Origin of the sequence: Rickettsiales endosymbiont of Peranema trichophorum (assembly GCF_004210275.1) — a bacterium.
GTDB lineage: Bacteria > Pseudomonadota > Alphaproteobacteria > Rickettsiales > Midichloriaceae > RICK02.
This window is the reverse complement of the sequence record NZ_SCFA01000116.1, coordinates 1-25,441: the sequence shown is the minus strand read 5'-3', so window position 1 is coordinate 25,441 and position 25,441 is coordinate 1. Positions and strand designations below refer to the sequence as shown.

Annotated in this window: 22 protein-coding genes, 1 tRNA gene and 1 pseudogene; 7 read left to right on the top strand and 17 right to left on the bottom strand. The window is 40.5% G+C overall.

The annotated features are described in order from the left end of the window. Positions 1-167 (bottom strand): AAA family ATPase (locus EDM53_RS06600; RefSeq protein ID WP_165379683.1); only part of this gene is annotated, 167 nt, incomplete at its 3' end. Positions 168-260: 93 nt separating this feature from the next. Then, a complete protein-coding gene (locus EDM53_RS05645) occupies positions 261-842 on the bottom strand; it encodes a pyrimidine dimer DNA glycosylase/endonuclease V (RefSeq protein WP_130122682.1) in 582 nt (193 codons plus the stop codon). A gap of 131 nt (positions 843-973) precedes the next feature. Between EDM53_RS05645 and ppa the strand changes: the two genes are divergently transcribed. The 4 genes from ppa to EDM53_RS05625 all read left to right on the top strand — a co-directional run bounded on the left by ppa (position 974) and on the right by EDM53_RS05625 (position 3,903). Continuing rightward, positions 974-1,513, top strand: coding sequence for an inorganic diphosphatase (gene ppa, locus EDM53_RS05640; protein WP_130122681.1), 540 nt, complete (start codon positions 974-976; stop codon positions 1,511-1,513). A 9-nt stretch (positions 1,514-1,522) separates the two neighbouring features. After that, complete coding sequence (gene trhO / locus EDM53_RS05635; RefSeq protein WP_130122680.1) at positions 1,523-2,245, top strand: oxygen-dependent tRNA uridine(34) hydroxylase TrhO; 723 nt, start codon at positions 1,523-1,525, stop codon at positions 2,243-2,245. Between the two features lie 13 nt (positions 2,246-2,258). After that, complete coding sequence (locus EDM53_RS05630; protein ID WP_207215499.1) at positions 2,259-3,545, top strand: hemolysin family protein; 1,287 nt, start codon at positions 2,259-2,261, stop codon at positions 3,543-3,545. Positions 3,546-3,828: 283 nt separating this feature from the next. Then, positions 3,829-3,903: transfer RNA gene (locus tag EDM53_RS05625), tRNA-Cys, on the top strand. 4 nt (positions 3,904-3,907) lie between these two features. Here the strand turns inward: EDM53_RS05625 and EDM53_RS05620 are convergent. The 6 genes from EDM53_RS05620 to mlaD form a co-directional block, all read right to left on the bottom strand. After that, positions 3,908-6,583: a UvrD-helicase domain-containing protein gene (locus EDM53_RS05620; protein ID WP_130122678.1), complete on the bottom strand. Its 2,676-nt coding sequence runs from the start codon at positions 6,581-6,583 to the stop codon at positions 3,908-3,910. Between the two features lie 6 nt (positions 6,584-6,589). Continuing rightward, positions 6,590-7,654, bottom strand: coding sequence for a phenylalanine--tRNA ligase subunit alpha (gene pheS / locus EDM53_RS05615; RefSeq protein ID WP_130122677.1), 1,065 nt, complete (start codon positions 7,652-7,654; stop codon positions 6,590-6,592). A gap of 83 nt (positions 7,655-7,737) precedes the next feature. Then, the gene (locus EDM53_RS05610; RefSeq protein WP_130122676.1) at positions 7,738-9,903 is read right to left on the bottom strand and encodes a TrbL/VirB6 family protein; all 2,166 of its coding nucleotides are present in this window, start codon (positions 9,901-9,903) and stop codon (positions 7,738-7,740) included. Between the two features lie 201 nt (positions 9,904-10,104). Continuing rightward, positions 10,105-11,103, bottom strand: a complete 999-nt coding sequence (locus EDM53_RS05605) for a hypothetical protein (protein ID WP_130122675.1) — start codon at positions 11,101-11,103, stop codon at positions 10,105-10,107. Between the two features lie 38 nt (positions 11,104-11,141). Next, entirely contained in the window at positions 11,142-11,615 is a 474-nt protein-coding gene (locus EDM53_RS05600; RefSeq protein WP_165379681.1) for a DUF2155 domain-containing protein, read from the bottom strand. 40 nt (positions 11,616-11,655) lie between these two features. After that, positions 11,656-12,141, bottom strand: coding sequence for an outer membrane lipid asymmetry maintenance protein MlaD (mlaD, locus tag EDM53_RS05595; RefSeq protein ID WP_130122673.1), 486 nt, complete (start codon positions 12,139-12,141; stop codon positions 11,656-11,658). 375 nt (positions 12,142-12,516) lie between these two features. Between mlaD and secB the strand changes: the two genes are divergently transcribed. Further along, on the top strand, positions 12,517-12,984 hold the full coding sequence (gene secB / locus EDM53_RS05590) for a protein-export chaperone SecB (RefSeq protein WP_130122672.1): 468 nt from the start codon (positions 12,517-12,519) through the stop codon (positions 12,982-12,984). A gap of 4 nt (positions 12,985-12,988) precedes the next feature. On the opposite strand, the gene glmU is transcribed toward secB, so the two are convergent. From glmU to EDM53_RS05565, 5 genes are all read right to left on the bottom strand, one after another. Further along, positions 12,989-14,362 (bottom strand): bifunctional UDP-N-acetylglucosamine diphosphorylase/glucosamine-1-phosphate N-acetyltransferase GlmU, encoded by a 1,374-nt coding sequence (gene glmU, locus EDM53_RS05585; RefSeq protein ID WP_130122671.1) that lies wholly within the window; start codon positions 14,360-14,362, stop codon positions 12,989-12,991. Between the two features lie 14 nt (positions 14,363-14,376). Then, positions 14,377-15,390, bottom strand: a complete 1,014-nt coding sequence (locus EDM53_RS05580; RefSeq protein WP_130122670.1) for a polyprenyl synthetase family protein — start codon at positions 15,388-15,390, stop codon at positions 14,377-14,379. 88 nt (positions 15,391-15,478) lie between these two features. Next, positions 15,479-18,457 (bottom strand): hypothetical protein, encoded by a 2,979-nt coding sequence (locus tag EDM53_RS05575; protein ID WP_130122669.1) that lies wholly within the window; start codon positions 18,455-18,457, stop codon positions 15,479-15,481. Positions 18,458-18,524: 67 nt separating this feature from the next. Beyond that, positions 18,525-19,106, bottom strand: coding sequence for a winged helix-turn-helix domain-containing protein (locus EDM53_RS05570; protein WP_130122668.1), 582 nt, complete (start codon positions 19,104-19,106; stop codon positions 18,525-18,527). Next, a complete protein-coding gene (locus EDM53_RS05565; protein ID WP_130122667.1) occupies positions 19,103-19,552 on the bottom strand; it encodes an outer membrane protein assembly factor BamE in 450 nt (149 codons plus the stop codon). The genes EDM53_RS05570 and EDM53_RS05565 overlap by 4 nt, the downstream gene beginning before the upstream one ends. A gap of 244 nt (positions 19,553-19,796) precedes the next feature. On the opposite strand from EDM53_RS05565, the gene EDM53_RS06470 reads away from it, so the two are divergent. Continuing rightward, positions 19,797-19,982 (top strand): hypothetical protein, encoded by a 186-nt coding sequence (locus EDM53_RS06470; protein ID WP_242507908.1) that lies wholly within the window; start codon positions 19,797-19,799, stop codon positions 19,980-19,982. A 233-nt stretch (positions 19,983-20,215) separates the two neighbouring features. Here EDM53_RS06470 and EDM53_RS06595 read toward each other — a convergent pair. From EDM53_RS06595 to lepA, 3 genes and pseudogenes are all read right to left on the bottom strand, one after another. Beyond that, positions 20,216-20,497: pseudogene (locus EDM53_RS06595) on the bottom strand (prepilin peptidase); the annotation flags it as partial. A 38-nt stretch (positions 20,498-20,535) separates the two neighbouring features. Continuing rightward, positions 20,536-21,972, bottom strand: a complete 1,437-nt coding sequence (locus EDM53_RS05555) for a UDP-N-acetylmuramoyl-L-alanyl-D-glutamate--2,6-diaminopimelate ligase (protein ID WP_130122665.1) — start codon at positions 21,970-21,972, stop codon at positions 20,536-20,538. Continuing rightward, positions 21,969-23,777, bottom strand: coding sequence for a translation elongation factor 4 (gene lepA / locus EDM53_RS05550; RefSeq protein ID WP_130122664.1), 1,809 nt, complete (start codon positions 23,775-23,777; stop codon positions 21,969-21,971). Before lepA ends, EDM53_RS05555 begins: the two co-directional genes overlap by 4 nt. 254 nt (positions 23,778-24,031) lie before the next feature. Here lepA and mdh point away from each other — a divergent pair, with 254 nt between their 5' ends. Further along, the gene (mdh, locus tag EDM53_RS05545) at positions 24,032-24,985 is read left to right on the top strand and encodes a malate dehydrogenase (RefSeq protein WP_130122663.1); all 954 of its coding nucleotides are present in this window, start codon (positions 24,032-24,034) and stop codon (positions 24,983-24,985) included. Between the two features lie 262 nt (positions 24,986-25,247). Here mdh and EDM53_RS05540 read toward each other — a convergent pair whose 3' ends face one another. After that, positions 25,248-25,430 carry a hypothetical protein gene (locus EDM53_RS05540; RefSeq protein ID WP_277986522.1) on the bottom strand — a complete coding sequence of 61 codons (183 nt, stop codon included), beginning with the start codon at positions 25,428-25,430 and terminating at the stop codon, positions 25,248-25,250. Between the last annotated feature and the right edge of the window lie 11 nt (positions 25,431-25,441).

The window sequence follows — 25,441 nt, the reverse complement described above, 5'->3', positions numbered from 1 at the left end:
TAAAGCATCGATAAGTTTAAAGTCTTGCCAAACCTTCTCGGCCTTGTGATTAAGATGATCTTTGCTCCATCATCGATGATATCTCTGATTAAGTGAGTTTTATCTGCAAAGATATAGTTGCCTTTAATAAGCTCTCTAAAGTCACTTAAGCCAACTGGAAGTCTCATATAAACGTGTCGTAAGTTATCCAACCTCCTCGATCATATACAAGTCCTAGACTTTTTGCAATTCGATCACGTTATGTCTAAAACTAAAAAAGACTATTGACTTATCTTAACACTCAAACCTTGGATAGATTCTAAGACACCTGTAACGTGTTCGTGGTAAAACTTCGCCCTGGAAAGCTTTATTAAGCCATGAGGTCTTGTCCATCTCGGCTTTCTAATGTCAGATCGCCACCTTGCAACTAGGTATCTCTTGTAGGCCGTATGAACATCCATAAGATGCCTATAATCTATGCCATTCTTTTTTGAAGAAGTACAATTTGCAAATTTCGTAATGTTACCATCAGGTATATATCTGGGATATAACTGACGCAAAGGCCCTATAAGTGAGAGGCTTTTATGTATGTTCTGATACCTGATATAGTACTCTTCAGCAAGTGCAATAAAGTGCTCAAATAACCATTCCCAGTTTCCCTTCGAAGCAGAAGCCCATATTACACATGGATGCTTTGTATGTGTGGGCTGATATATCCCATCCATCGAGCTAGAAATACCAGACACCATGTGTATTGCAGTACTTAGTATCTGGCCGCTTTCTAGCACCATCTTTACTACCCTCTTATCGTCAAGTATATGCGCAGAGCGCTTTGGACAAGGATATGTAGCAAATATGTTCATGATTTTGTGTGTACGATTTTTTATGTTTATAGTAAAAATGTATACCAACACGCTATTCCACTCTTGTCAAACCCTTTGATGTGTTATATTCTCCCAGTAGTCCCGATCAATTTGTTGCAATATTTACTTACATGAACCTCGAAAAATTTGACCTAGGCCGCAATCCCCCAGACGATATAAACGTAGTCATAGAGATTTCTATGAATTCTGATCCCATCAAATATGAGCTTGATAAGGCCTCTGGAATGTTTGTGGTTGATCGTTTCATTGCAACGAATATGCGGTACCCCTGTAACTATGGACTCTTGCCTAAAACCCTTTCCGGAGACGGTGATCCTTTAGACGTTCTTGTAATCACTAACTTTCCTGTAATGGTAGGCGCAGTTATCAACGTTAGACCTGTAGGGGTTTTGGTTACGGAAGATGAAAAAGGACAAGACGAGAAGATCCTTGCTGTGCCAAGTTCCGGGGTTGATCAGACCTTTGCAAAGATTGTCTCGTATCAGGATCTGCCAACCGTCACAGTCTCACAAATCGAACACTTCTTTACGCATTATAAAGCCCTGGAAAGCGGAAAATGGGTGAAAATTAAGTGCTGGGAAGGTATGGATACTGCAAAGAAAATTATCTTGGAGTCGATTGTCAGATTTCATGACAACAATAAAAAGTAATAAATTGTTATGAGTCAATTTGTTGTTACAAACTTTTACAAATTCGTAAACCTAGACCCTCTAGACTTGAAACTGAGGCTGCTTAGGTTTTTATCTAAATGCGACATCAAAGGAACAGTACTGGTTGCTCCTGAGGGCATCAATGCTGGATTAACCGGCAACAGAAGTGCTGTGACAGAATTCTATGACTTTATTCATACTATACCTGGACTGGATGATCTTGCTTTCAAAGAGTCCTTTGTTGAAAGCCCGCCATTTAACAAGCTCAAGATAAAGATCAAAAAAGAGATCGTCACTTTCAATGTACCTACTTTAAATATGTCTGAGCGAGGCCAGTATCTTACTCCCCAGCAGTGGGATGAGTTCCTAGAACGATCACATAATGCAATTGTGATAGATACCAGGAACGATTATGAGGTACAGTTCGGTACTTTCAAAGACGCTCTGGATCCAAAAATCAAAAAATTTTCTGAGTTTGGTACTTGGGTAGACCGCACCTTAAGCGATGCAGACAAAGACAAAGATATATTGATGTTTTGTACTGGCGGCATCAGATGCGAAAAAACCACAGCATATCTAAAGCAAAAGGGGTTTAAAAAAGTATACCATCTTATGGGTGGGATCCTCCAGTACCTCCAGGAAACTCAAAATCGCAAGAGTCATTGGACAGGTCGTTGCTTTGTGTTTGATGATAGAGTGTCTTTAAATTACAAACTAGGGGTATCACAGTAACAAGTAGATGCCAATGAGCATACTTCAGGAGTTCTGCATTATACTTGCTATCATAGTTGCAAATTCATTGTTCGTAGCTGCAGAGATAGCAATCATAGCGTCCCGTCATGGACGCTTACAGCACTTTTCAAAGCATAGCGGTCTTGCAAAAGCAATACAGCTCAAACAGCAGCCGGAACTTTTTCTGTCAACTGTACAAGTTGGAATGACCTTAATGAGTATTTTGATAGGTTTCTATAGCGGCACTAGAATCTCCGAGACAATTGCAACCTATATTGAATCAATTTCAAGTATTTCACAATATGCTAAACCACTATCAAATTGCATAGTAGTGGTAGTCATTACGTACCTCACTGTCCTAGGAGAGGTCATTCCAAAAAGACTAGCAATGGTTGAACCTGAAAAGATTGCAATCAGAGTTTCAACATTAATGTTCTATCTGATGAAGATCTTTTATCCATTAGTTGCGATACTCACACTATCTACAAAACCAATTCTGCGACTGATGAAAGTACAAAACAACACGTCTGATATCACTTCTGAAGAAATCAAGCACATCGTCAATCAAGCAGAAAGAGAAGGGTTGGTCGAAAAAACAGAAAAAGACATGATCAAGCGCTTAATACACCTCAGTGACATTAAGGTAGGAGCAATTATGACTCCACGTCAGAAAGTGATATGTCTAGATCTGATGAACAAGGACGAAGAAAATGTTAAGTCGATTCTCAATCACACATTTAACTACTTCCCTGTTGTAAAAGGAGGATTGACGAATTTTATCGGGTTCATTTCTGTCAGAAAAATACTCCGCACTCAAATTACAAATCAGATTCTGCTTGATGAGGCTACAAGAAAACCTAGTTTGTTTATTCCAGACAGCGCAAGACTGACTCATTTACTTGAATTGTTTAGAGAAAAAGTAGTACAGGTAGCAGTAGTGTTGGATGAGTATGGTGAAATTGAAGGAATAGTCACTCTAAATGATATACTAAAAACCTTCATAGGTGACATCGCAACAACCGAAGAAGGTCAATTACCTTCTGTACTTAACATTAAAAAAGGAGGATTCATAGTTCATGGTGGACTCCCAATCGAGGAAGTGATGGACTTGTTAGGAGTCTCTTCGTTACCAGGAGATGGAGAAGAAGACTACAGGACATTAGCTAGTTTTATACTGAAGCAGTTGAACCGTTTGGCAAATGTTGGCGATTCGTTTGAGGCTGCTGGATACCTATTTAGAGTCATCAAAACAGATAAATTTAGAATAGAACGGGTAGTGATCGAACCAATAAGGAGATAGTCATACCAATTCTCATTTTTAAATGATTCAAAACGGATTTTGTGAAACTCGGCTCTGCGCACGTATTTCAATACGCTTACGCAGCCTCATCCTCAAATCCATTTGCCTGATTTAATCTGAAACTTGGTATTATTTAATTCCGTCATGACCTGTGGTAAATGCTTTTCACACCTAGATGCTATTGTCATACATATTGGTGTCAACTCCTAGGAGGACATTGTATACTTGACCTATTTTAATTTATCAAGTACTAATGGTGTTGCTTAGTCCCTAAAGCAATAAAGGCCGAGTAGCAAAGTGGTAATGCCGCGGACTGCAAATCCGCTATGCACTGGTTCGATTCCGGTCTCGGCCTCCAGCCTTTAGAGTTTGGTATCAGACAGAGTCCTATACCAGCTATTTGCAATCCTGTTATTGTTCCACCCGCATACATATAGCTCATCCTCTGCTCTGGTCATGGCAACATAAAGCAAGCGCATACTTTCTTCTGCCTGACTTTTGATGTAGGCGCCTTTCAGCTGCTTGATGGTTCTCGAATCAAATTCCTTGTAACCACTCATGTACATATTACAATTGTCGTCCCAAAATATAGTGTTACTTTGCAATTGTTCCGATGAAGCACTATCAGCAAGAAAAACTATAGGGGCTTGAAGTCCTTTTGCAGCATGTACCGTTAATATACGAATACCCTTGTTATCGTTGCTGACCAAAGCTGTATTGTGGTAACTTTGAATCCAGGCATCAAAATGCTGATACGGATTGCCGTAACATTCGCTTTTTTCAAATTCTACAGCAGCATCTAAAAACAAATACAGGATCTCTTTAATGTTTTCACCAAATGCGTGTACAAATTGGTCATACTTTTGATCAAAAAACAGTATTTGGTAAAAAAAGGAATATAGAGTAAAGTTTTTAGAACGTTGTATAAGAGATGTGAGGTATATGTATACTTCGGGCCTATACAGCTTTAAGTTTGCTAATATTCTACCTTCTGTACGCTCTAGACTGTTTGAACTGTGCGCGACTCTAAATAAGTCCTCCTCGCTAAAACCGATAATAGGAGATTTCAGCAAACAGGCGAGATTGTAATCATCTTTAGGAAGAGTGATGAAACGTACCACAGACAGTAAGTCTAATATTGCTAAATGTTCACCAAGCACAATGCTGTAGGACTCTGTAACCGGTATTTTCCCTTTTCTGCAGAATGCTATCAAATAATCAACGATTTCCGATCTTTTTCTCAAGAGAATCATGATATCTTGTGGTTGTACAGGCCTCTGATGTCCAGACAACAACCTACCACTATCGATCCATGTTTTAATCGTGTCCACTATTTGAAGCGCTAAGGCTCTTTTTGGACAGGCTACCGTTGGAATATTTTCGGGAATTCGCCATTTAAGCTGCTCCGTCTTATCACGCTTGCTAGAGGCATCGCATATCTCTTCCAACGGCCATATCTCGACCTTTCCATCACTTCGCCTAAATGCGGGATGTTTGATATGATGGGATTGATTTACAACGATCTTTTCCTTGTTGTGTGGATGATTAAAGCACTGATCCACAAAACTTAAAATAGCATCTGTGCTTCTAAAAGATACATTCATATCAAGCTCTAAGAACTTTTGCATAGCGTTTGAAGCTTTGCTTGCGTAATACTTTTTTACAGCTTCAAAATAATAGGGCGCAGCACCCTGAAATCCAAAGATCGACTGTTTAAAATCACCAACTATGAAAATAGTCCTCTGACAGTCCCTTGCATTTAATCCCACAAAAAACTCTTGCGAGATCAATTGTATAACCCTCCATTGCTCTTTGCTTAAATCCTGAGCCTCATCGATCAATATGTGATCTATTCCGATGTCCAGCTTGTATAATACAAAGTCTGCATCATCCGCATTTTCTAGTATTTGAATAGTATGCAGAATCAGATCATCATACTCTAAGTACCGCTTGTTGAGTTTTAAATCTTCATAAATTTCAAGAACAGCTTTACACAAAAGTGCCAACGCTGTAGTCATATCGCAATTCGTGTGGGATTTTAAGGATTCTCCAAGCACTTGGACCCTTTCCTGCTCGTCTACAAGAAACTGGTAGTATTTTTGATGCTTTGACTTAAAGGCGTCTTTTACTAATTTCACCTTTTTAGTCCCGTCGTCCTTTAAAAATATTCCAATGTACTCAATGCACCCCATAATGTCCGATATTTCTACTGCCTGAGTATCTACCCGCAGAAGCTTTTCCAACCCAATCTTTAATTGCTCTGATAGCTTTTCTTCGTTTTCTTGCAGTTGCTCCAAACACTCGTATAAAAGCGGCAAATTCACGTTGATTATTTCTTCAAGTACTTGACCTATAGAGGAATTATTATCTATGCCATACCTTTTGCGATTTTCCTCGTTAAAGCTTTTTAAATCTTGAAATCTATTCAAATAAAGTCGCAGGTTCATTTTATTGTCAAAAACCTCTGCAACCAGCTCCAGTAACCTATTGCTATCGTATAACTCGGTCAACTTTGACAAGTAATGAGTATAGTCAGGATCTTTGCTCATCCCCTGCACCGCTGCTTGAAAAGCTTGATGCAACAACTTATGCCTCCGCTTACCTTGAATGATTTCGTAATCAGAAAAAAAAAGAGAATAACCTGACGATTTCTTCAAAACATCTACACAAAAAGAGTGTAAAGTTTGAATCTTGAGATTGTTAAAATCATCTAGAAATACATCATACAGCGCCCTTGCCCTGCTTATATTATTCGTAGATGTGCCGGTCAGCTCCTGTAGTTCTTGGGCTAGACTCGCCTCATCTGCATTCGCCCATTTCAAAAGCTTTTCCTGTATGCGGGTTAGCATCTCCCCAGCAGCAGAGTTTGTAAATGTCAAACACAAGATCTTATTTGGTAGAGAACCCTTCAGCAAAATGCGGAGATAACGATCGACCAACACCTTGGTCTTACCAGTTCCAGCGGATGCAGATAAGTACACGGAATGGTTAGGATCTGAAGCGACTCTTTGTACTACTGAAGGATCAACAAAACTCACGCCCGCCTATAGACCATAGTATGAGAGCCATCTCATATCCCCTTCAAAGCATGCTCTAAGGTCGGGTATATTGTACTTTAGCATCGCTAGCCTATCTATTCCTATACCAAATGCAAAGCCTTGATATTCTGTTGAATCAATCTTGACATTTTCAAGCACTACAGGAGAGACCATTCCACAGCCCAACACCTCAAGCCAACTGGATCCACTACCCACCTTGATCAGTTCCTTGGTATGCTGACATCTGATGTCAATTTCAGCTGAAGGCTCTGTGAATGGAAAGTAAGATGGGCGCAAACGAATAGGCAAATCATCCACCTGAAAGAACACTCTTAAGAAATGTTCTAATGTACCTTTTAAGTGTGACATAGTGATACCTTTATCAATACAGAGCCCTTCTATCTGATGAAACATTGGAGTATGAGTACTATCCATGTCAGCCCTGTAGACTTTTCCAACCGATATGATACGACATGGCGGAGGGCTCGTATTAAGATGCCTTATTTGCACCGTGGATGTATGAGTACGCAACAAAAGCCTTTTCTCTAGGTTTTTATTTAGTCCGTCTTTGTTTAAACTCAGCGAATCTATATAAAATGTGTCGTGAGATTGCCTGGCCGGGTGATGCTCTGTGATGTTTAATGCCGTGAAGTTATTGTAGTCATCGTCGATATCCGGACCTACTGCAAGCTTAAACCCCATTTCGTAAAATATTCTTTTCACGTCCCTTATTACTTCGTGTATAGGGTGCTTTGTGCCGCACTGGTATTCCGTTCTAGGCTCAAGTGTCACATCTATAAATTCAGCACTTAACCTCTGAGCAAGCAAGGCCTCTGCTAAAGACTCTTGCTTTGTAGCTATAGCAGCCGTCACCTCGCCTTTTAATGTGTTTAAAGACTGCCCTAACAATCTTTTTTCTTCCGTAGGCAGCTCTGACATTAAAGAGAAAGCTTGCTGTATAGCACCTTTTCTACCCAGAAATTCTATGCGTAGACTCTCAAGCTCCTCTAGTGACTCAACACCAGAAAGCTTAGAGGCAAATAGTGCACTAATAGATGCGACTGTGTTCATTGTAATCTACTACTGATAATTCATCAGAAGTATACACAACTATTGCACAACAATGAAGAAAAAAGTGGAAGCGCCTCCCAGCACTATAAGTCATCACGTCTTCTGCGATCGTCATTGGAGTTGTTTTGTCCACCTCCAACGCTATCTCTCCTTCTCTTATCGTTATTATTGCCTTTATCCTGTGACTTTTGATCCTGATTGTTTGACCTTTTATCATCTTTGTCCGAGCTATCTTGATCATTATCATGATGATATGTAAGCTTTCTGTCGATCCATCTTGGCACTTTAGGAGCATACTCCGCTATCTTCCTCATCCCCCCCCAGAGAGTTTGTGCTCCCCTAAACACCTTGTAAGAAGATAGCTTCCTGTGAATCTTGTTGCCAAGAACCTGTAGCCCTATTCCTACTGGGTTCACAACATTAACATAGCTAATTGCCTTCTTTGCACTGTAATATGCAAATTGAGCATTCCTATTCATTCCAATCTGCATCTCTGCAAGCGGTTCTCTTGCTTGATTGCTAATTGTATCGACGAATTGTGGAATTTCAGCGACAATTCGATCAAATAGCAGTGATATTAACAAAAGTGCGAAATAATGTCCAGGCGTAACCGCAATTTTCATGAGATCGTCCGTGCTGACCTGCCAAAAGACCACTTGCCATATCTTGAAACCTAAAATGTAGAATTTCCAAGGTGCGTCTTCTAATGGTCTAAAACAAACCTCAAAGCGCAGAAAAGACTGTATCTGAGCCATGATTAACGACAGCATCAGGCCAACAACGCATAGCACCATAATCCCCAGCAAAGAAGATGATATGATTTGCTTCATCCATCTGTCAAACATGTCTTTTGTTACGCTAAACAGTATAGTGACGATAAATATCGGTGATATCGCCAGTAACAGAGCGATTTGAATCAGGGAGAGAAGATATAAAGTCAGCGCTCTTATGATGCCAATGATGATAAAGTAAAAACAAATGTAAAAGCAAGGCATCCAAAACACATAAGCCCACTTAAAGACCAAGGACACAGCTTTTGCATTGACAGATTGAGAGATCAGCATCTTGATGAACGCGTCAAACAAAATAAGTGGAGAGTCACCTCCCTGCACTATTCTTATGAACTCTTGGCTCTGAACGGTTCCCCCGACTTTTGCGCTATATGTAGCTACATTCGTAGTCATGATCTTGGCAATATCCAGAGTACCCTCTGAAAATATGTTAAATAGGTAAGCGTTAAAAAAGTCCCAGCTAGATTCAGAAATAAGAGCAGAGACTATACCTACTTTTATACATCTTATTATTAATTCGCTTTGTGGAGTTTGCATCATACCAAGGGTGAACAGTAAGCCTGTCACTATAATATAAATAATTAACAGCGCTTGTACCGTTTTTGTGATGTACACTACAACGCGACTGTATATTCTTTTACTTACACCCTCCAAAGTGCTCTTAACGTACTCTATTGCAGTTTGGACAAACCCCTTAGGCGTATATACACCGCTTAAAATATTGACCGTATAGCCACCAGCGTTGTCTTCATAATTGCTATCAAGTATTCTGAAATATAGCCTACCGCCCTTGACATATGGCATATTGTTGTTATCCAAATCATTCTGAAATGTCACGTGACCACTGGGATCGACTTTATAGGTCTGTGTCACGCGTAGTTCAAATGTTTTTGTATTACCATTCGCCATCAGTTTGGCTATGTGAAATGTGCGGAATTTTGATAATGGAACTTTATTGGCGGTATCTTTAGTATTAGGATCGTTACCCTCAACATCCAGCGCAATCAGTCCATACAAACCCTCTCCATCTGTCAGTTTACAAGGAAAACGTGTAAGATCATTGATGATAACCTTTTCACCTCCTTCTAAACACATCATCCCAGAAGGTTCATTGGCCCCACAGGGCACTAGGAGACAATCTGGCACATTTGGATCTTGTTCAAGGTTTGGTATGATATCGCCACCCCAAGGATACCAAGCCCCCTCAACCATACCTTTTAATACTGCCTGTGATTCAGAGTTATTGGAAGAGGAAGCCACACCCATCGTGAAAAAACCAGAATCTATCCATGGTGCTATCTGTTGATTAGATGGCTCATCCGCTATTAGTACATCTCCGGACTCGTGTGACTTACTTGAAACATATTTTGCAGGCACATGCACTATGCCACCCATGCCAAAATCATCAGCTGGTATGCATAACTCTGCTATGGCTTTGTTACATTGATATGTAAGCAAGACAAAAGCGCAACAAATAATATATAGAGCTCTATATATTAGATTTGGTGATATCACGATTACTATTGTGTTCCATAGGCCATTATATTCATTGTATGCATACGGAGCAAATCAAAACAACATAAATCTCACAAGATCGCAGCCGATTTTGAACAGTGTATTTGCGGACGGGCTTAAGCTCAATACATCATCGATTGTGTTTCAAGTCGTCTTAGGAACCAGCAACTTTTCTAACTCCTCTACCACCTTGTTTTGTTGCGGAGATTGAGGTTTTTGTCTGTAAATACCACGACCAGACCAGGAAGAAATCAAGATGATCTTACCCTGTTCCCGTAACATCTCTATGTATTTCAAAGATGTTGGCGTGATACCATCGTGAAGATATACTATCGGTATAATGCCAAGCGTAATACTCTCAGAAATCATAGAAGTGGACTCTCCTGGTAGTATTAAAGGAATCGTAGAATGTTCTAGACAAAACTTCAGTGCTTGCCCCCAAAGATTTCGTATGCCAAAGTTAAAGTCTACAACTTTCCATGATTTGCCCCTAGCATCCTCCATCACGCATTGAGTCACGTAATCTACTGCAGTGTTGTGTGCTTGTGTATCAATAGTCACCAGCCCATTCTTCATAACATGGCGTCCCGTTCTCGGACCATTCAATATTAGTATTCGCTTATCAGGGTGCAATTTACTAAGAAGTTGGCGTGCCATATAGCAGTCATACAATTTCCACTGCCCATCTTCTTGCTGAGTATCCCCACCAAGCATCACTATCATTTCCACAGACGAGTCTATAGCGGAACTTTCCTCATTTTGAATATTTGCTAAAGTTCTCGTATGTAGCACACCTGAAATAGCAATAAGCTTCACTTTGCTTGCAATAGCGGTGAAACGCTCATCAATTGCGTGTTCAGGCATCACTACTATAGTCCCGGGGGCCAAGTCCTTCATAGCACCGATCCATTGCCACATCAGCAATACATTGAACTCACCAGCCACATGCTTTTTAAACGCTGCAACACCGGTTGTACCAGCACCAAGGTTTATTTTATATCCCTGGAGAGAAGGTGTAGCATCTATTGAGCTTCGCAATACGCTGATCATAGCCTGCTCTCCAACATTAAAACTTGGTATGTCTAAAGCAAACGCACAACCAGACCACATTATCATCAAAATCACAGCTATTTTATATCTCATACTTATAACACATTTTATAAATCAGCTATTCATCTTTGTTATTCGTTACATGAGTCTATCAAAAAATCATACTTGTCGTGTTTGTAGTATGACAATTCCGGACTTTTTGAAAACAGCCAACCTTTAAATTTTGTTACCGCGTTTGTGTGTGCATCTGCAGCGCTTGTTTCTTCAATCTCATCAAAAACAACCAATACCTTGACTTCCGGCCTATACTTTTTGCCATTTTCCTGCCAGCAGGTTAGTAACCGTATCATTATGTGATTGCCGTAACTTGTGATACCATCGTTGGTTATTTTAATAGTATCAAGTTGTCCAGTCTGTTTATTAATTATCTTTAAGGTTGCTGTATTGTAAAAATTGCCACTTTGAGGGTACGATTGCTTATCGTCCTGACTTTCTGGATTTTTACTATCCACAATCTCTTTTGGTCCACCAAGAACGTCAAAGATAGAGGAAGCGACGACGGACGACGATACCGGAGAAGTGGAAGCTCTTAATGAGACAGACATAGAGCAGAAACAACAACACAATACGAACTGTAAAACTGCTCTAATGGATACCACTTTGTGTTGTTCCCTCATCATGCTTCTTGATGTTACCAAACATAAACTTTGCTATTAGGCTTTCTAAGCTAATTGAAGACTGCGTAAAACTAATTACTCCGTTGTTTTTTACACGCTGTGTATCAGAACCAGGTACGATGTTCACGTACTTATCCCCTAGGAATCCATTGCTGATGATTTCAGCAGAGCTGTCTACAGGTATCTGGTATTTATTTTCTATGCCCATATCAAGGGTAACGTCAAATGTCTCAGTGTTTATAGTTGCGTCAAGGACCTTTCCTATTTTGACGCCACTAAGCTTTACATCGCTTCCAGCCCCAATACCATCAACCCTTTGAAAGTGCGCAGATATTTTATAACCATTGTACTTTGCAGTGTTGAGACTTCCGCTTTTGTATGTCACTGCTACAAACGCGAAGGCGATCAGAAGTACTACAAAACCAACTACTGTTTCAAGAAAATTTTGCTGCATATGTTTTGTGCAAGAATATTAGAAGATATATCACACAATACTCACTGATGCACAACAAGTCAAGAAAAGTAGACCTCAACTCAACCGATCACATTATTAATTTATATTTATCGATACAGCTTCGTTCCAACGTTGCTTTTGGTGTACTTGCCATCTTCCTCACGTGATTTATTCCTGGAAATTGCTACGTCACAGTATTAGAAAATGATCGTGAAATTATACCAGGATAGGAATACAGCAAGAAGTTGACAGATCCAAAAATATGATATAGACACATGTTGTGACTTCTAAAAGTCACTGTATTTGCTTCTTTTTTCAAAAAGCTTTGAGACAGTTGCGCCGCTTGATATAATCAACCTAAAATATGACAATTTTATGACAGCATCACACAACACAACTCTACCAATTACAGTGCACCTACAGTACATCAAGGATCTGTCGTTTGAGAACCCAATGGCGCCTTTTGGATTCACTACGGATGAACAACCAGACGTCAACATCGATATAGATATCGAGGCTCATCAGATACAGGGCCATGACTTTGAAGTTGTTCTCAGTGCAGTTATTACGAGCAAGATAAAAGATGAAGTATCGTTTATTCTTGAACTACACTACGCAGGTGTTTTTGGTATCGGACACAACGAAAATGAACAGTTAGACGAAGATATAGTACAAAAGTGTTTGTTTGTAGACTGCGTGCATATACTATTTCCGTACGTCCGCCAAATCATATCTAACATCACAAGAGATGGTGGATTCCCCGATCTAACACTGGCACCTTTGGACTTCCTGAAACTGTATCAGGAGAAAAAACAGGCTAACGCCAGCAAAAAGTATCACTGACTTCTCACTCAGTACCATTCTCATTCTTTCTTCTCTTGAGATTGGTTTGTTTGGCGCGTCCTATCGCTAGTGAGTCCCGTTCAATGTTTTCAGTGATTACGCTTCCTGCTCCCACTATCACGTTGTCGTCGATCCGTATAGGTGAGATTATTGAAACGTTTGCACCTATTAATACCTTTTTGCCTATATCTGAGCGATGCTTTTTCTTGCCGTCATAGTTGCAAAAGATCGTACCTGCCCCAACGTTGCAATCTTCACCTATAGAAGCATCACCTATATAGGACAAATGAGAAGCCTTTGAGTTTTTTGCTATCTCTGCATTTTTCAGTTCCACAAAGTTGCCTATTTTTACATTCTCATCTAACACAACATTTGGTCTGAGTCTCGCATAGGGCCCTACGCTACAGTTCTTTCCTATGTTTGCACATTCCAAGTGAGTAAACGAGTGTATTACAGTACCCTCCTCTATGATCACATCTTTGCCTATGAACACATATGGGTATATTTTGACAGAAGGCGCAATGATCGTATCAGCACTAAAGAATACAGTGTCTGGTGCCAATAACATCACGCCAGACGACAGGAATTTTTGTCTCAATCTTTTTTGCAACACATCTTCTAAATAGGCTAATTGATGTAAATCGTTTACCCCCATTGCCTCAATCTCCTCACAAAGCACGTAAGCACACTTCATACCGCTTTTTGTTGCGATACCTATCAAATCGGTTAAGTAGTATTCACCAGTAGCGTTATCGTTCTCAAGCTTTCCAAACAAGCCCAAAAGATCATGAGTGTTAAATAGCATCACTCCAGAATTACACAATGCAATCTTTTTAATATCATCGTCAGCTTCTTTCTCTTCAACAATGTCAAGCAATACTTCCCCGTCCCTGATCAACCTTCCATAGCCCATAGGATTCTTGGTGTTAAAACCTGCTACAAGCACAGAAGCTTTTGTAGATTCCAATTGTTCAACCGCTCTTACCAGGGTATCCGCAGATACTAAGGGTGCATCACCACAAAGCACAAGTACACGATTTGAGTCTTCCAGGTCTTCCACCCCTATATCGTCGATTGCGCACCTCAAAGCGTCCCCTGTGCCTAATTGCTCCTTTTGTATACAAAATGTGCAACCGTATTTTTCAATTAGTTCCTTAAAGCTTGTATGTGCCGCAAGCGCCTCACTGGCAACAATATGTACTGCGTTGATACTTCTGTCAAACCCGGTTCTGGCAAGCTTTGTCTTTAGATCTGCAGTCACTCTTATAACATGCTCAAGAAGACCAAGACCAGTCAACTCGTGCAGTACTTTTGGTAATGTAGTGCGCATTCTAGTCCCTTTGCCTCCAGCAAGCACCACAATCGTCAATTTTATCATATCGCACTCCTTGTTTACTGAATCCGCCCTCTTTGAATAGTATCAAACAGCACCTCCTCCAACATCATCGACTCTTCGTACTTCCTTAGTGGTTCCAAAGCCTCTAAAGCAGAGTCAAGACACCTGGTCATGAAGTCGTTGCAGTATTCAAATACTGCATACTTTTCAAATAACTGTAAAGCTATCTTCAATCTCAAATCCGATTCAGATACGCTTCCATTTATTAATGAGACCAGAACGTCTTTGTCTGGATCTGTAGCTCTATTTAAAGCTATGATCAATGGTAAGGTAACTTTTCCCTCGCTTAAATCTTTCCCTATTTCTTTGTCGTATGTGGCAGTGTCCGCTCTATAATCAAGCACGTCATCTATCACTTGAAACAGAATGCCTAAGTGCAGACCAAAGTTTCCTAAAGCATTTATTTCAATAGCTGTAGCCCCATTGATCATTCCCCCTACCCTACAAGCTGCAGAAAACAACAGCGCCGTTTTGTTTTTTATCACCTCCAAATACTGATGCTCTCCAACACGTGTGTCTCTCAAGTTTGCAAGTTGCCATACCTCTGCCTTAGATATAGAGGCAGCAACGCCCATAAGCAATTCGAGCACATCAAGAGAGCCAGCCTTAATCATCAATTGAAAAGATTGAGCCAAAAGATAATCGCCAGACAGAATGCTAACCTTGTTTCCCCATAAGAGATGTGCAGTCTTCTCACCCCTTCTACAACTACTTTCGTCTATAACGTCATCATGCAAAAGAGTGGCTGTGTGCATTAATTCTATTGCAGACGCCAACAAAATGTGAGCATCACCACATTTTAAAAACATATCTGCAGATATAATGGTCAACATCGCCCTAATTCTCTTTCCTCCTGCATTGATGAGCCGTGTAGTCACGGTTGATAGAAGTGGCGTGAGATCGTTGGAACCATGCGCAAGAAGCAATGCCTCAACTCTTTGAAGGTCGGAAGCAACCCATGATTTCATAGGTTCAATTGAGGACCGAGCATCGCTGACAGAGCTTTTCATTGATTTACTGATAGGGTTTTCAAATAATTCTAGCGAGTATACGTAGACGCTCAGTATAAGGCAATGACTATTTCAATGGTGAGATCTATCAGACGGACCTAGCTGCCGAACCACCACGACCTCTTGGTGAAGGTGGAGTAGCAGCATCGGATTCTCTCTTTTTGTGTATGGCTCGCCGATGTGTTCTGGCTTTCACAATACTTTCATCATTTTCTTGTTTTTTCTTAATGATTCCGTCAGCTTTGTCTTTGATCCTCTGCAAAAGCATCCTAACTTCTTGGAATGTCTGATTAATATCATGCTTACTTAGGCTTTCCAGCTGGTTGTTTAAGGCCTCTTTTTGCTCTTCTATGAACAGCTCACCAAGCACATGCTTAGTCTCAGGCCTACTCATAAACTCCATCATTTTGTTTGTTAGCTCCGTTGCTTGTTCTGCAACTTTTTTTTGAACACCAGAATCCGCAGTTTCTAAGCTTGACTCTCCATGTTTTGCTCGATGTTCATTTAAAGAGTCTGCAATGGCTACGATACCTGATTGCACATACTGTGTGAGCAACCAATCAGCTGGTTGATGATCTTCCAACATCTGCATGATCACACTTTGTAGTGGACCTAGCTCACTTTGAAGCCCTCTTTCTACAAAACGCTCTATCGTCTCTGCTCCAGCGTTTGATTGATTCATCCTAGAAACGTACTGACTGATCACATTTTTATAGTCTTTCTGAAATTGTTTGCTCCTTTCATCAGACATTCTAAATTCCTCGCTAATGGTTTTGGCATCACTAATAGCAATACCCAAGAGCTCAGTCATTTCAACAACCGTACCTTGGTACCTCCCTCTATGCTCTCCTATCCAACGTCTGGCCAACTCAGGTTGTTCTAACATGAGTTGTACTAACTCTTGGAAACATTCCATCCCTGCTTTCAATTGTTCGGAGACATCTTCTTTTGCCAATTCTGAAAGTGGAGATAACAACCGATCCATACCGCCTATTTCGTCTAATGCTCTATGGTATGCTGTCTGTTCTCTTTTATTCTCGGTAAAATTTTTAAATGCAGCAGCGTCATTTAAAATTCTTTCGGTTTCGGCTCCTGCCAATGCAGCTATGGTCAAAACGCGCGGTGAGATTTTAGGCGTCTTGTATTTATCACTCAGCGTATCGTTTGCTAAGAACGTCATAACAGTTTGAAAGTTATTAAGGTCATGATACGATACATCTTGGCCCAATTGCTCTTTTTCTTTCACCATCGCTTGTTGTATTCTTCCGTACTCACCATCTTTTTCAAAAATATTTAAAAACTTTTGAATTTCCTCTTGCTTTTTTGGATCTCTTTCATCTTTTTGATTTTCTAGATCTTTCAAGTCATACAACATACTTAGCGCATTACACATCTCCAATGGCAGATATGGATGCTTTGCTATACCAAGCTTTCTTGTTTCGCTTAAATCTGATGTAATACCCTCAAATATATCAGCTTGTGCTAGTAGTCTACTTACTCCTTTTTGTGGCTTGCCATATACCAAAACGGATTCCGGTATTCTTGATATCGTTTCTCGTGAAAAAATACTTGTGAGTTCTGCTGTAATCTGCGACTTAGCACTTACGTCGTTTACAATGCTATTATATTTTTCAGGTACCGGGAGACCTGCTCTTAACATTTCAGCCGCCAACGGTGTGGTCACGTATTTGCCGTCTTCAGAAAAATACAGCCCCATTTCTTCCAACACAGGCTTAAGTTTCTTTTTACTTTTGACTTTGGGGAAGCTCTTGATATATGACTCCAAAATTGCTTTGTTGCCTTCAGATAACTTACTGGCCAAAGTGCCGTTTTCAGCATAGGCAGCACTTGCAGATTTGACCATATGATAAAAATCCTCTTTTGCTGGCTTGTATTTTATCCAGTTTTTTTGGCCTCCTAATGGCCCAAACCTTCCGGGATTGCCACGCCAAGAGTGCTTATCCAGTGCACTATGGCCCATAGGGGCAACACCCTCATATCCAAACCCTAGAATACCTACTGATCTGCCACTCTTTGTAGTACCTAAACCATTTGAAATAAGTATATGACCATCGTCACCATTACCTCTAATTTTCTTTCCGTCGCTATTACCAGCTATATTGTTCCCGTATCCACCAAATGGAATGTTCATGCCGAGATGTGCTCTGTCTCCTGCGATTAATCCACCAGTTAAGGTTGAAAACAATCTCCTCATGAATGAGTAGATACCATATTTTACACCTTTCAGCTCTTTTATTTTTTCCCCCTTTATTTCTACTCCATGGGTAGAGATCCCCCTATTATATATTAGGTGCCCCGGAGCAAGTTTGGACTCTCTGTTACCAGGCCAGAGAGTGCTTCTGTAGTCTACCCCTTGTTGTGAGGATTGTGGAGCAGGACTGTATCGACCTTCACGATCAATTGCAGATGTGGTAACGCCGCTATCTAACCAATTGAAAACTGACTCAAACTGACTACCGTCTACTCCAACATAAGCTCTTCCTCCACCACCCCGAAGGTGCAAACAAGAAGCTGGTAGGTAATTTTGAGCATTTTCTCCTGCCAATGCAACCTTAACAAGGCGCTTTTCGGGACCATTCACCTGCAATTCACACCCTTCCATGTCAGCACCAGTCGAACCTAGGAGCAACAAGAGCCTCTTGGCACCCAACTGTTTATCCTTAATCTCAACTTTTAAATGGTTGTTAAGAGTATCTATAACCTCTGCTTTTAGCTTACCTAAATGAGATTCAAACATCTCACTATGAGACTTCGACACTATCTGTCCTTTAGGAATTTTTATGACAACATCTTCTGATCCTCCATCAAACACTTTTTTCCATGTTTGGTATTTACTCTCCAGCCCTTCAACCTTGTCAAAAAGGTAGCCATAGTTTTCCAGAAATATCTCTGGATTTTTTACTGAGGCTTCATCGACACTCTGAAATTGTTCAAAAGTTTTCATAAAGTCTAGAGCGTGGTGCTCCAACCCTGCCATTCCTCTTTTGATGCTGTTCACATGGATGTTGTCTCTTTCTTGAGACCCAATTGTCCTCTCTTTAGGCATTCTAATTCCTTTGATTGTCCCCTTATCTTTTAAAATGTCTCAGACCCAACAATAATACAATGATTTTTTAGGCTTTGATTTCTATCATTTGATTATTGTACGCGATAAACTCTGGAAAGGAATTGCTACGAAGCTTCTGTTTCAGCCTTGATATGTGGGTTTCTAAAGTGCATGTAGAAACTTCGTCAGAGTACCCCCATATCTCTCCTAGAACTTGTTGTTTTGTCATTTGACTACTCTCAGACCCAATCAGATATAGTATCAGTTCGCTCTCCTTTTGCGTCAATTCAATAAACCTACCAGAATGACTTACTCTCATTTTTAAGGGCTCAAAGATTACGTCCTGAATCTCATATGTTTTGGACACCACAGTCTTTGAAATTAACGAGATCAACTGAACCAACTTTAAGGGTTTACTTAAGTGAGCTTTTACATGGCCCCCTATCACTATGTCAGTATCTTTACATGTAAATGGAGTACAATCATCATAGATAGTAAAAACTTCCCCAGAACCGTTCGCGGAATATTCGCTTACAGACGCACAAGTCTCTATAGCAACACGCGGCAACGGCCTAAAGGCCCCCGCATCCCTAGCTTGACTCAGAAGATCCTGAAGCAGGGAACGCCTACTAACTACTATAATCTTCACATTTTTGGCAAAGTAGCGTTGAATCTGCCTAGATTGTGGAATATATGCTGTATGTACGTTTCTTTGTTACCCTTTAACTTGGTAGTGGTAAAGTCATAGTTGACTTTATTACCATCCGCTAATTTATATAACTTGATCTCCTTGACGACGTCCCCACTGTCAAAGACCACCTCCATCACATTTTGTTCAAATACCTGTGGATGCCAGAATGCCTTTTGAAACTGCTGTATCGAGATGTAGTAATATGTTTTAGGCCCAAAATCCGCCGTAGACGTAGGAGAGCCCATGTAGTCTAGAAGCTCCTTTTCGGACGTCTTACCAGTTTCCAATGCATTCAGATCCTTATCTTCAAAACTGTAACCGTGGTGATACTCGTTCCGCTTACAGCCTGTACCAAGCAACAATACTAAAACAAGTAGAAATTTAAGCTTCGGTTTTTTGAACATTTAACACACTCGACTTTTGTTTTTGTTGTTCTTTGCGCCTTAGTAGATTTTTCTTTAGAGCATCGGACAACCTCTCCTTTTTAAGGCTTGTAGAAGAGGATTCTTTGTTTTTTTTTTGACTTATCATGTTTTGCGATTATAAGGCGAAACAAGTAGAGTGTAAATTAAAAGTTATAAGGGGCAAGTAAAATCTTCAAAAACATCGTCAAGCAACCATCAGGATTGAATCAACAAGATGAAAAATATGACCATCAAGCAAATCCTAAAGCTTGTTGTTTTTGAAGTACTTGTCATGTACTCAAGAGCGTATGATAGCGCAATATACGACAACAATGAAGCCGGTTCTAAACAAGAGCCAGACACTAGTAACAACATAAGGATTTCGTTACTACGTGCAACGGGATACTTTGCATATGTTGCAGTAGAATAAAGGTATAAAAAGCACGCTATGGACATTGACACTACAAAAGGCCCTAATGTGTCTGATACTAGCACTCTATGTACCAAACCAACCACAGAGATCGCCAGTAGAAGCTTGCAAAAAACATTCCAGTGCTGCTCCAAATCTACATCGTATGCTAACATCAGCACCAAGATAAAAAGGGCACTTATCACAACAAGCAATACATAGTGTTCTGAGAATTCACCACATTTAAGGTATAGCAAGACAGCCATACCAGCTGTTGATACCTCAATTGCAAGGTACTTCAAACTGATTTTAATGCCACAGTAATTGCATCTCCTTGCATATATCCAGCTTAGTATCGGCAGGTATTCGTAATACTTTAATTTGTGAAAGCAAACTGAGCAATGCGGAGGCTTTCCAAATGGTGTATTATATCCACGCACAGTAAGATTTCTGGGTAGCCTAAAAAAGAGTGTTGTAGCATAATTACCCAGCAACACCCCCACCAAGAACGTAGTCAGCACAGCAATAATCAACATGCAAACCGATCATGAGTTTATACAGTGTAGCGACCCGCTTACAGGTCACTGACTACCTTCAGTATTGTATTTTTATCGCAAAAAGGAAAGTGTTGACCTTGTACAATTTGGTATTTTTCATGGCCCTTACCAGTGATGATCAACACGTCCCCATTTTTTAGTCCTTGAATTGCAACCCTTATCGCTTCGGCTCTATCGGAGATTTCTAATATATTCGAATGTCGGCCAATTATATCCCGTCTAATTTGAGCAGGCAACTCGTTCCTAGGGTTGTCATCTGTGACGATCACTATATCAGCCAGTTCACAGGCGATGTCACCCATGATGCTTCTCTTGAATTTGTCACGATTTCCTCCGCATCCAAAAAGTACATGTAGTCTGTTTGTGGTAAAATTCCTCGCAGACGTTAATACTTTTTCAAGTGCATCAGGCTTATGTGCGTAATCTATAAATATTCTCGCACCATTGTGGGTTGCAACCTCCTCCAATCTTCCATCTGCACTTACCAGTGACCCAATCGCGTTAAATACCAAACGCACATCCATTCCTGAAGCCAATACCAAACCAATCGCACAAGCAAGATTATAGCATTGAAAATCTCCATAAGGTTTAAAATGGCTGGTATGTTCTACACCAAATACGTTTAAAGTTAACATACCGTCGCTCAGCCTCTGGAATGTAATGTCAGCATTCACCCTACCATATGTTATAAGATGGTGTCCCCTTGCTTGACACCTGTTTTTTATTTCGTCAAACTCTGCAATGTCTTTATTTAAAATCGCTGATTTACCAGAAGACAATAACTCCTGAAACAACCTCATTTTAGCAGCAAAATAAGATTCCATATCATTGTGGTAGTCTAAATGATCCTGCGAGAAATTCGTAAATGCACAAGCAGTGAAATCGACACCATCCACCCTGTACTGCTGCAGACCATGGCTGGAGACTTCAAGTGCTACAGAAAGCACATCCCTAGAGATCAATTCCTTTAACGTGCGATGTAGAGATATTGGATCCAAAGTCGTCAAAGAAGGTGGACTAAGAATTGTACCATTTACTATGGTGCCTAAAGTACCAATACTGGCAGCCTGTATTTTGTTGATATCATGTATCTGTCTGTAAAAATCTACCACCGAAGTCTTTCCACTTGTACCAGTGATTCCAACTATCTTGGATGGCTCCAGTTCATAGTATTTCCCGGCTACAAGTGCTAAATCGCGCCTTATATTTTTGCTAAAAACATACTGTACATTATCTTTTGCAACAAAATTCACACAACTAGCATTTATAGAAGGGTTACCATGCATTATAACAACCGCACCCTTCTTAATTGCCTCATCTATAAAATCTTCACCATTGACGCTTTCTCCTTTAATAGCAACGTAGAGATAGCCAGGCCCAACTTCTTGAATACTTGTGGCCATCCCACTGATATTTGCTATGTCAAAGGCCTCTGTCACCAATGTTCCGTTCATTTGTCCTTGCCGATTTTCAAAGCAGCAATAAATGCAGACTGGGGAATATCAACGCTGCCAATGGTCCGCAATCTCTTTTTACCTTCCTTTTGCTTTTCTAATAGCTTTCTTTTACGGCTAATATCTCCACCGTAACACTTAGCTGTCACATCCTTTCTCAGGGCACTGATCGTCTCTCTTGCTATGATTTTTCCACCTATAGCAGCCTGTATTGGTATTGCGAACATGTGTCTAGGTATCAGATCCTTTAACCTCTGACACATTTCCCTGCCCCTAGACTCTGCTGCATCTCTGTACACAATCATAGAAAGTGCGTCGACAGGTTCACTGTTGACTAGTATCGATAAACGAACTAAGTCGCTTGTTTTATACGAATCAAACTGCCAGTCAAAGCTTGCATATCCTTGTGAGCAGGACTTTAGTTGATCATGAAAATCGTACACGACATCGCTTAGCGGCAATAGGTAAACTAGCATCACCCTATTACCTATGTACGTTAGTTCAAGCTGCTGTCCCCTTCTTTTGGTACATAAATCGATCACGTTACCAAGATGGTCATTGTGCAGCATAATCGTCATCTTTACCCATGGCTCCTCCATATAGTCTATAGTACTTGGATCAGGCATATCTGCTGGATTGTGTATGCTTAACACCTTGCCATTTTTTAAGTAGATCTTATAAATTACGCTTGGAGCCGTCGTGATCAGATCCAGGTTATACTCACGTATCAATCTTTCTTGAATCACCTCCAAATGCAGCAAACCTAAAAATCCACACCTAAAACCAAAGCCAAGGGCCCCAGAAGTCTCCGGCTCAAACTCAAAGCCCGAGTCGTTCAGGCGCAACTTTGCGAGACTATCCTTCAGTACACTGTAGTTTCCAGCATCTGTAGGATAAAGACCGCAAAAAACTACAGAACGAGCAGTCCTAAATCCAGGCAATGCTTCCAACACTGGGTTTTTATCGTCTGTTATAGTATCACCGATCTTACAATCTGCTACTTGACGTATAGATGCCGTGATAAAGCCTACCTCTCCACCACACAGCTCCTCCACCATTACCTTTCTTGGTGTAAAGATACCAACGGTCTCCACATGATACGTCGCTCCTGTTGAGAGCATTCTAATTTTCATTCCTTTAAAAATACGACCACTAATCACTCTTACAAGTATTACAACACCCAAGTATATGTCATACCAACTATCTATCAATAGGGCTTGTGTCAGCTTGTTTTCAGTACCTCTTGGATGCGGTAACTTGTGTACAATAGTCTCTAAAAGGTCAGTGATACCATAACCGGTTTTTGCAGATACAAGAACAGTAGATGAAGTGTCCAACCCTATCATCTCCTCAATCTGTAGCTTCACCCTTTCTGGATCGGCTGACGGCAAATCAATCTTATTAAGTACCAGTATTATTTCGTGGTTGTTTTCTATTGCTTGGTATACGTTGGCTAATGTTTGAGCTTCCACACCTTGCGTTGCGTCTATTACCAATATAGAACCCTCACAGGCCGCAAGCGATCTGCTCACTTCATATGCAAAATCCACATGCCCAGGAGTATCTATAAGATTTAAAATGTACTTTTGGCCGTCTTTTGCCTCATACACCAATCTCACTGTTTGAGCTTTGATCGTGATGCCACGCTCCTGTTCTATATCCATGGAATCTAAAATCTGCTTAGTCATCTCCCGCTGCTCTAGGCCACCGCAGGCCTCGATTAGCCTATCCGCTAGAGTGGATTTACCATGGTCAATATGGGCAATAATTGCAAGGTTTCTAATTAAACGTGGATCATTTGCCATTTTGTCGTTGCAACATTTTTTCTTGTATATTACATGTAAATATATGAGTTGTATAGCTCTCGCAAAACAACAATAAACAAATTGTATTTACCAGCAATATAGAACGTCTTGGTAATATTGTAATGATCAAACTGTTTATGAAACGTATAATCACAGAGCGTAATCTTAAATGAACGGTACAGGTATCTACATTGTGTTAACAAATAATAAGGCCCTGTGCTGCTAATATAAATGTCAATAAGGTGAAAGTAATAATGAAGCCTAGTCATAAAAGAAACAAAATCGCATTGATTGGAGGTGGTCACATAGGTGGAACAATAGCACACCTAGCAGCTTTAAAAAGGCTTGGCGATATAGTGATTTTAGAAAGAACAGAAGGCTATGCAAAGGGTAAAGCACTAGATCTTGAACAGATGGAGCCGATAGAAAGCTGCGACGCAACAATAAAAGGAACTGCAGACTATAAAGACATAGAAGGAGCAGACGTGGTGATAGTAAGTGCTGGTGTTGCTAGAACTCAAGGTATAGCCAGTAGGGAGGCACTGTTGCAGACTAATCATGAGATCATTAAAACTGTGGCAGCTGGAGTATCACGTTATTGTCCACATGCTTTCGTTATTGTCATTACAAACCCACTTGACGCCATGACCTATGCATTTTGGAAGGAGAGTGGTCTATCTCATAAAATGGTGGTAGGTATGGCTGGCGTGTTGGATACAGCAAGGTTTAGATTATTTCTTGCTAGAGCACTTCATGTCTCAGTAGAAAGTGTTACAGCCTTTGTGCTAGGGGGACACGGAGATACCATGATACCGCTCGTGAGATACAGCGCTGTTAACGGCATACCTCTTCCAGACATCATAAAGATGGGATGGATCTCTGGAGCTGAGGTGGAACAAATTGTACATAGAACAGTTCATGGAGGAGCAGAGATAGTCAATTTGCTACAAAATGGATCGGCTTTCTATGCGCCCGCAGCAGCAGCAATTGAAATGACAGAGTCCTATTTGATGAACAAGCGCAAAATATTCCCTTGCTGTACCTATCTCAGTGGAGAATACAACATGAGGGATGTATACTTTGGGGTACCGATCATCATAGGGGAATCTGGGGTGGAAAAAATAATTGAAATTGAGCTCAATGCAGAGGAAAAGGAGCTGCTTAGAAAATCTGCAGTTTCAGTACGAAAGTTGATTGAGTCGCTATAAATCCCCGTTTTGCATAGTGGTCATAGCGCCTACTTCACAATAGCATCGTAGCATAGACCTCTTTCGAAAGTGGATTAAACCAGGCAAATGGATTTAAGGATGAGGCTGCCTAAGCGTATTGAAATACCTGCGCAGAGCCGAGTTTCACAAAATCCGTTTTGAATCATTTAAAAATGGGGTTTGGTATGATGTGTATGTATTAATGACAGAGACAGTACCATTAAGCGAAAATACACTCAAATAATACAATATTAAGTTAACCTCAGTTTGGGATAAGGGAGAGGAGTTGGTTGTGGATGTGCGAGGTTTTTATAGAGGGTTTACGCTGTTTAAAAGAGTAAGCAACAAGGCCAGAGATTATGTTGACGAATGCGTTTTCAACCTTTCTGTGCCTTGTATGCTCAATTTGGCACCAATTCTTAAACTGGTCAATCACTGTCTCCACAAGGCCTCTCT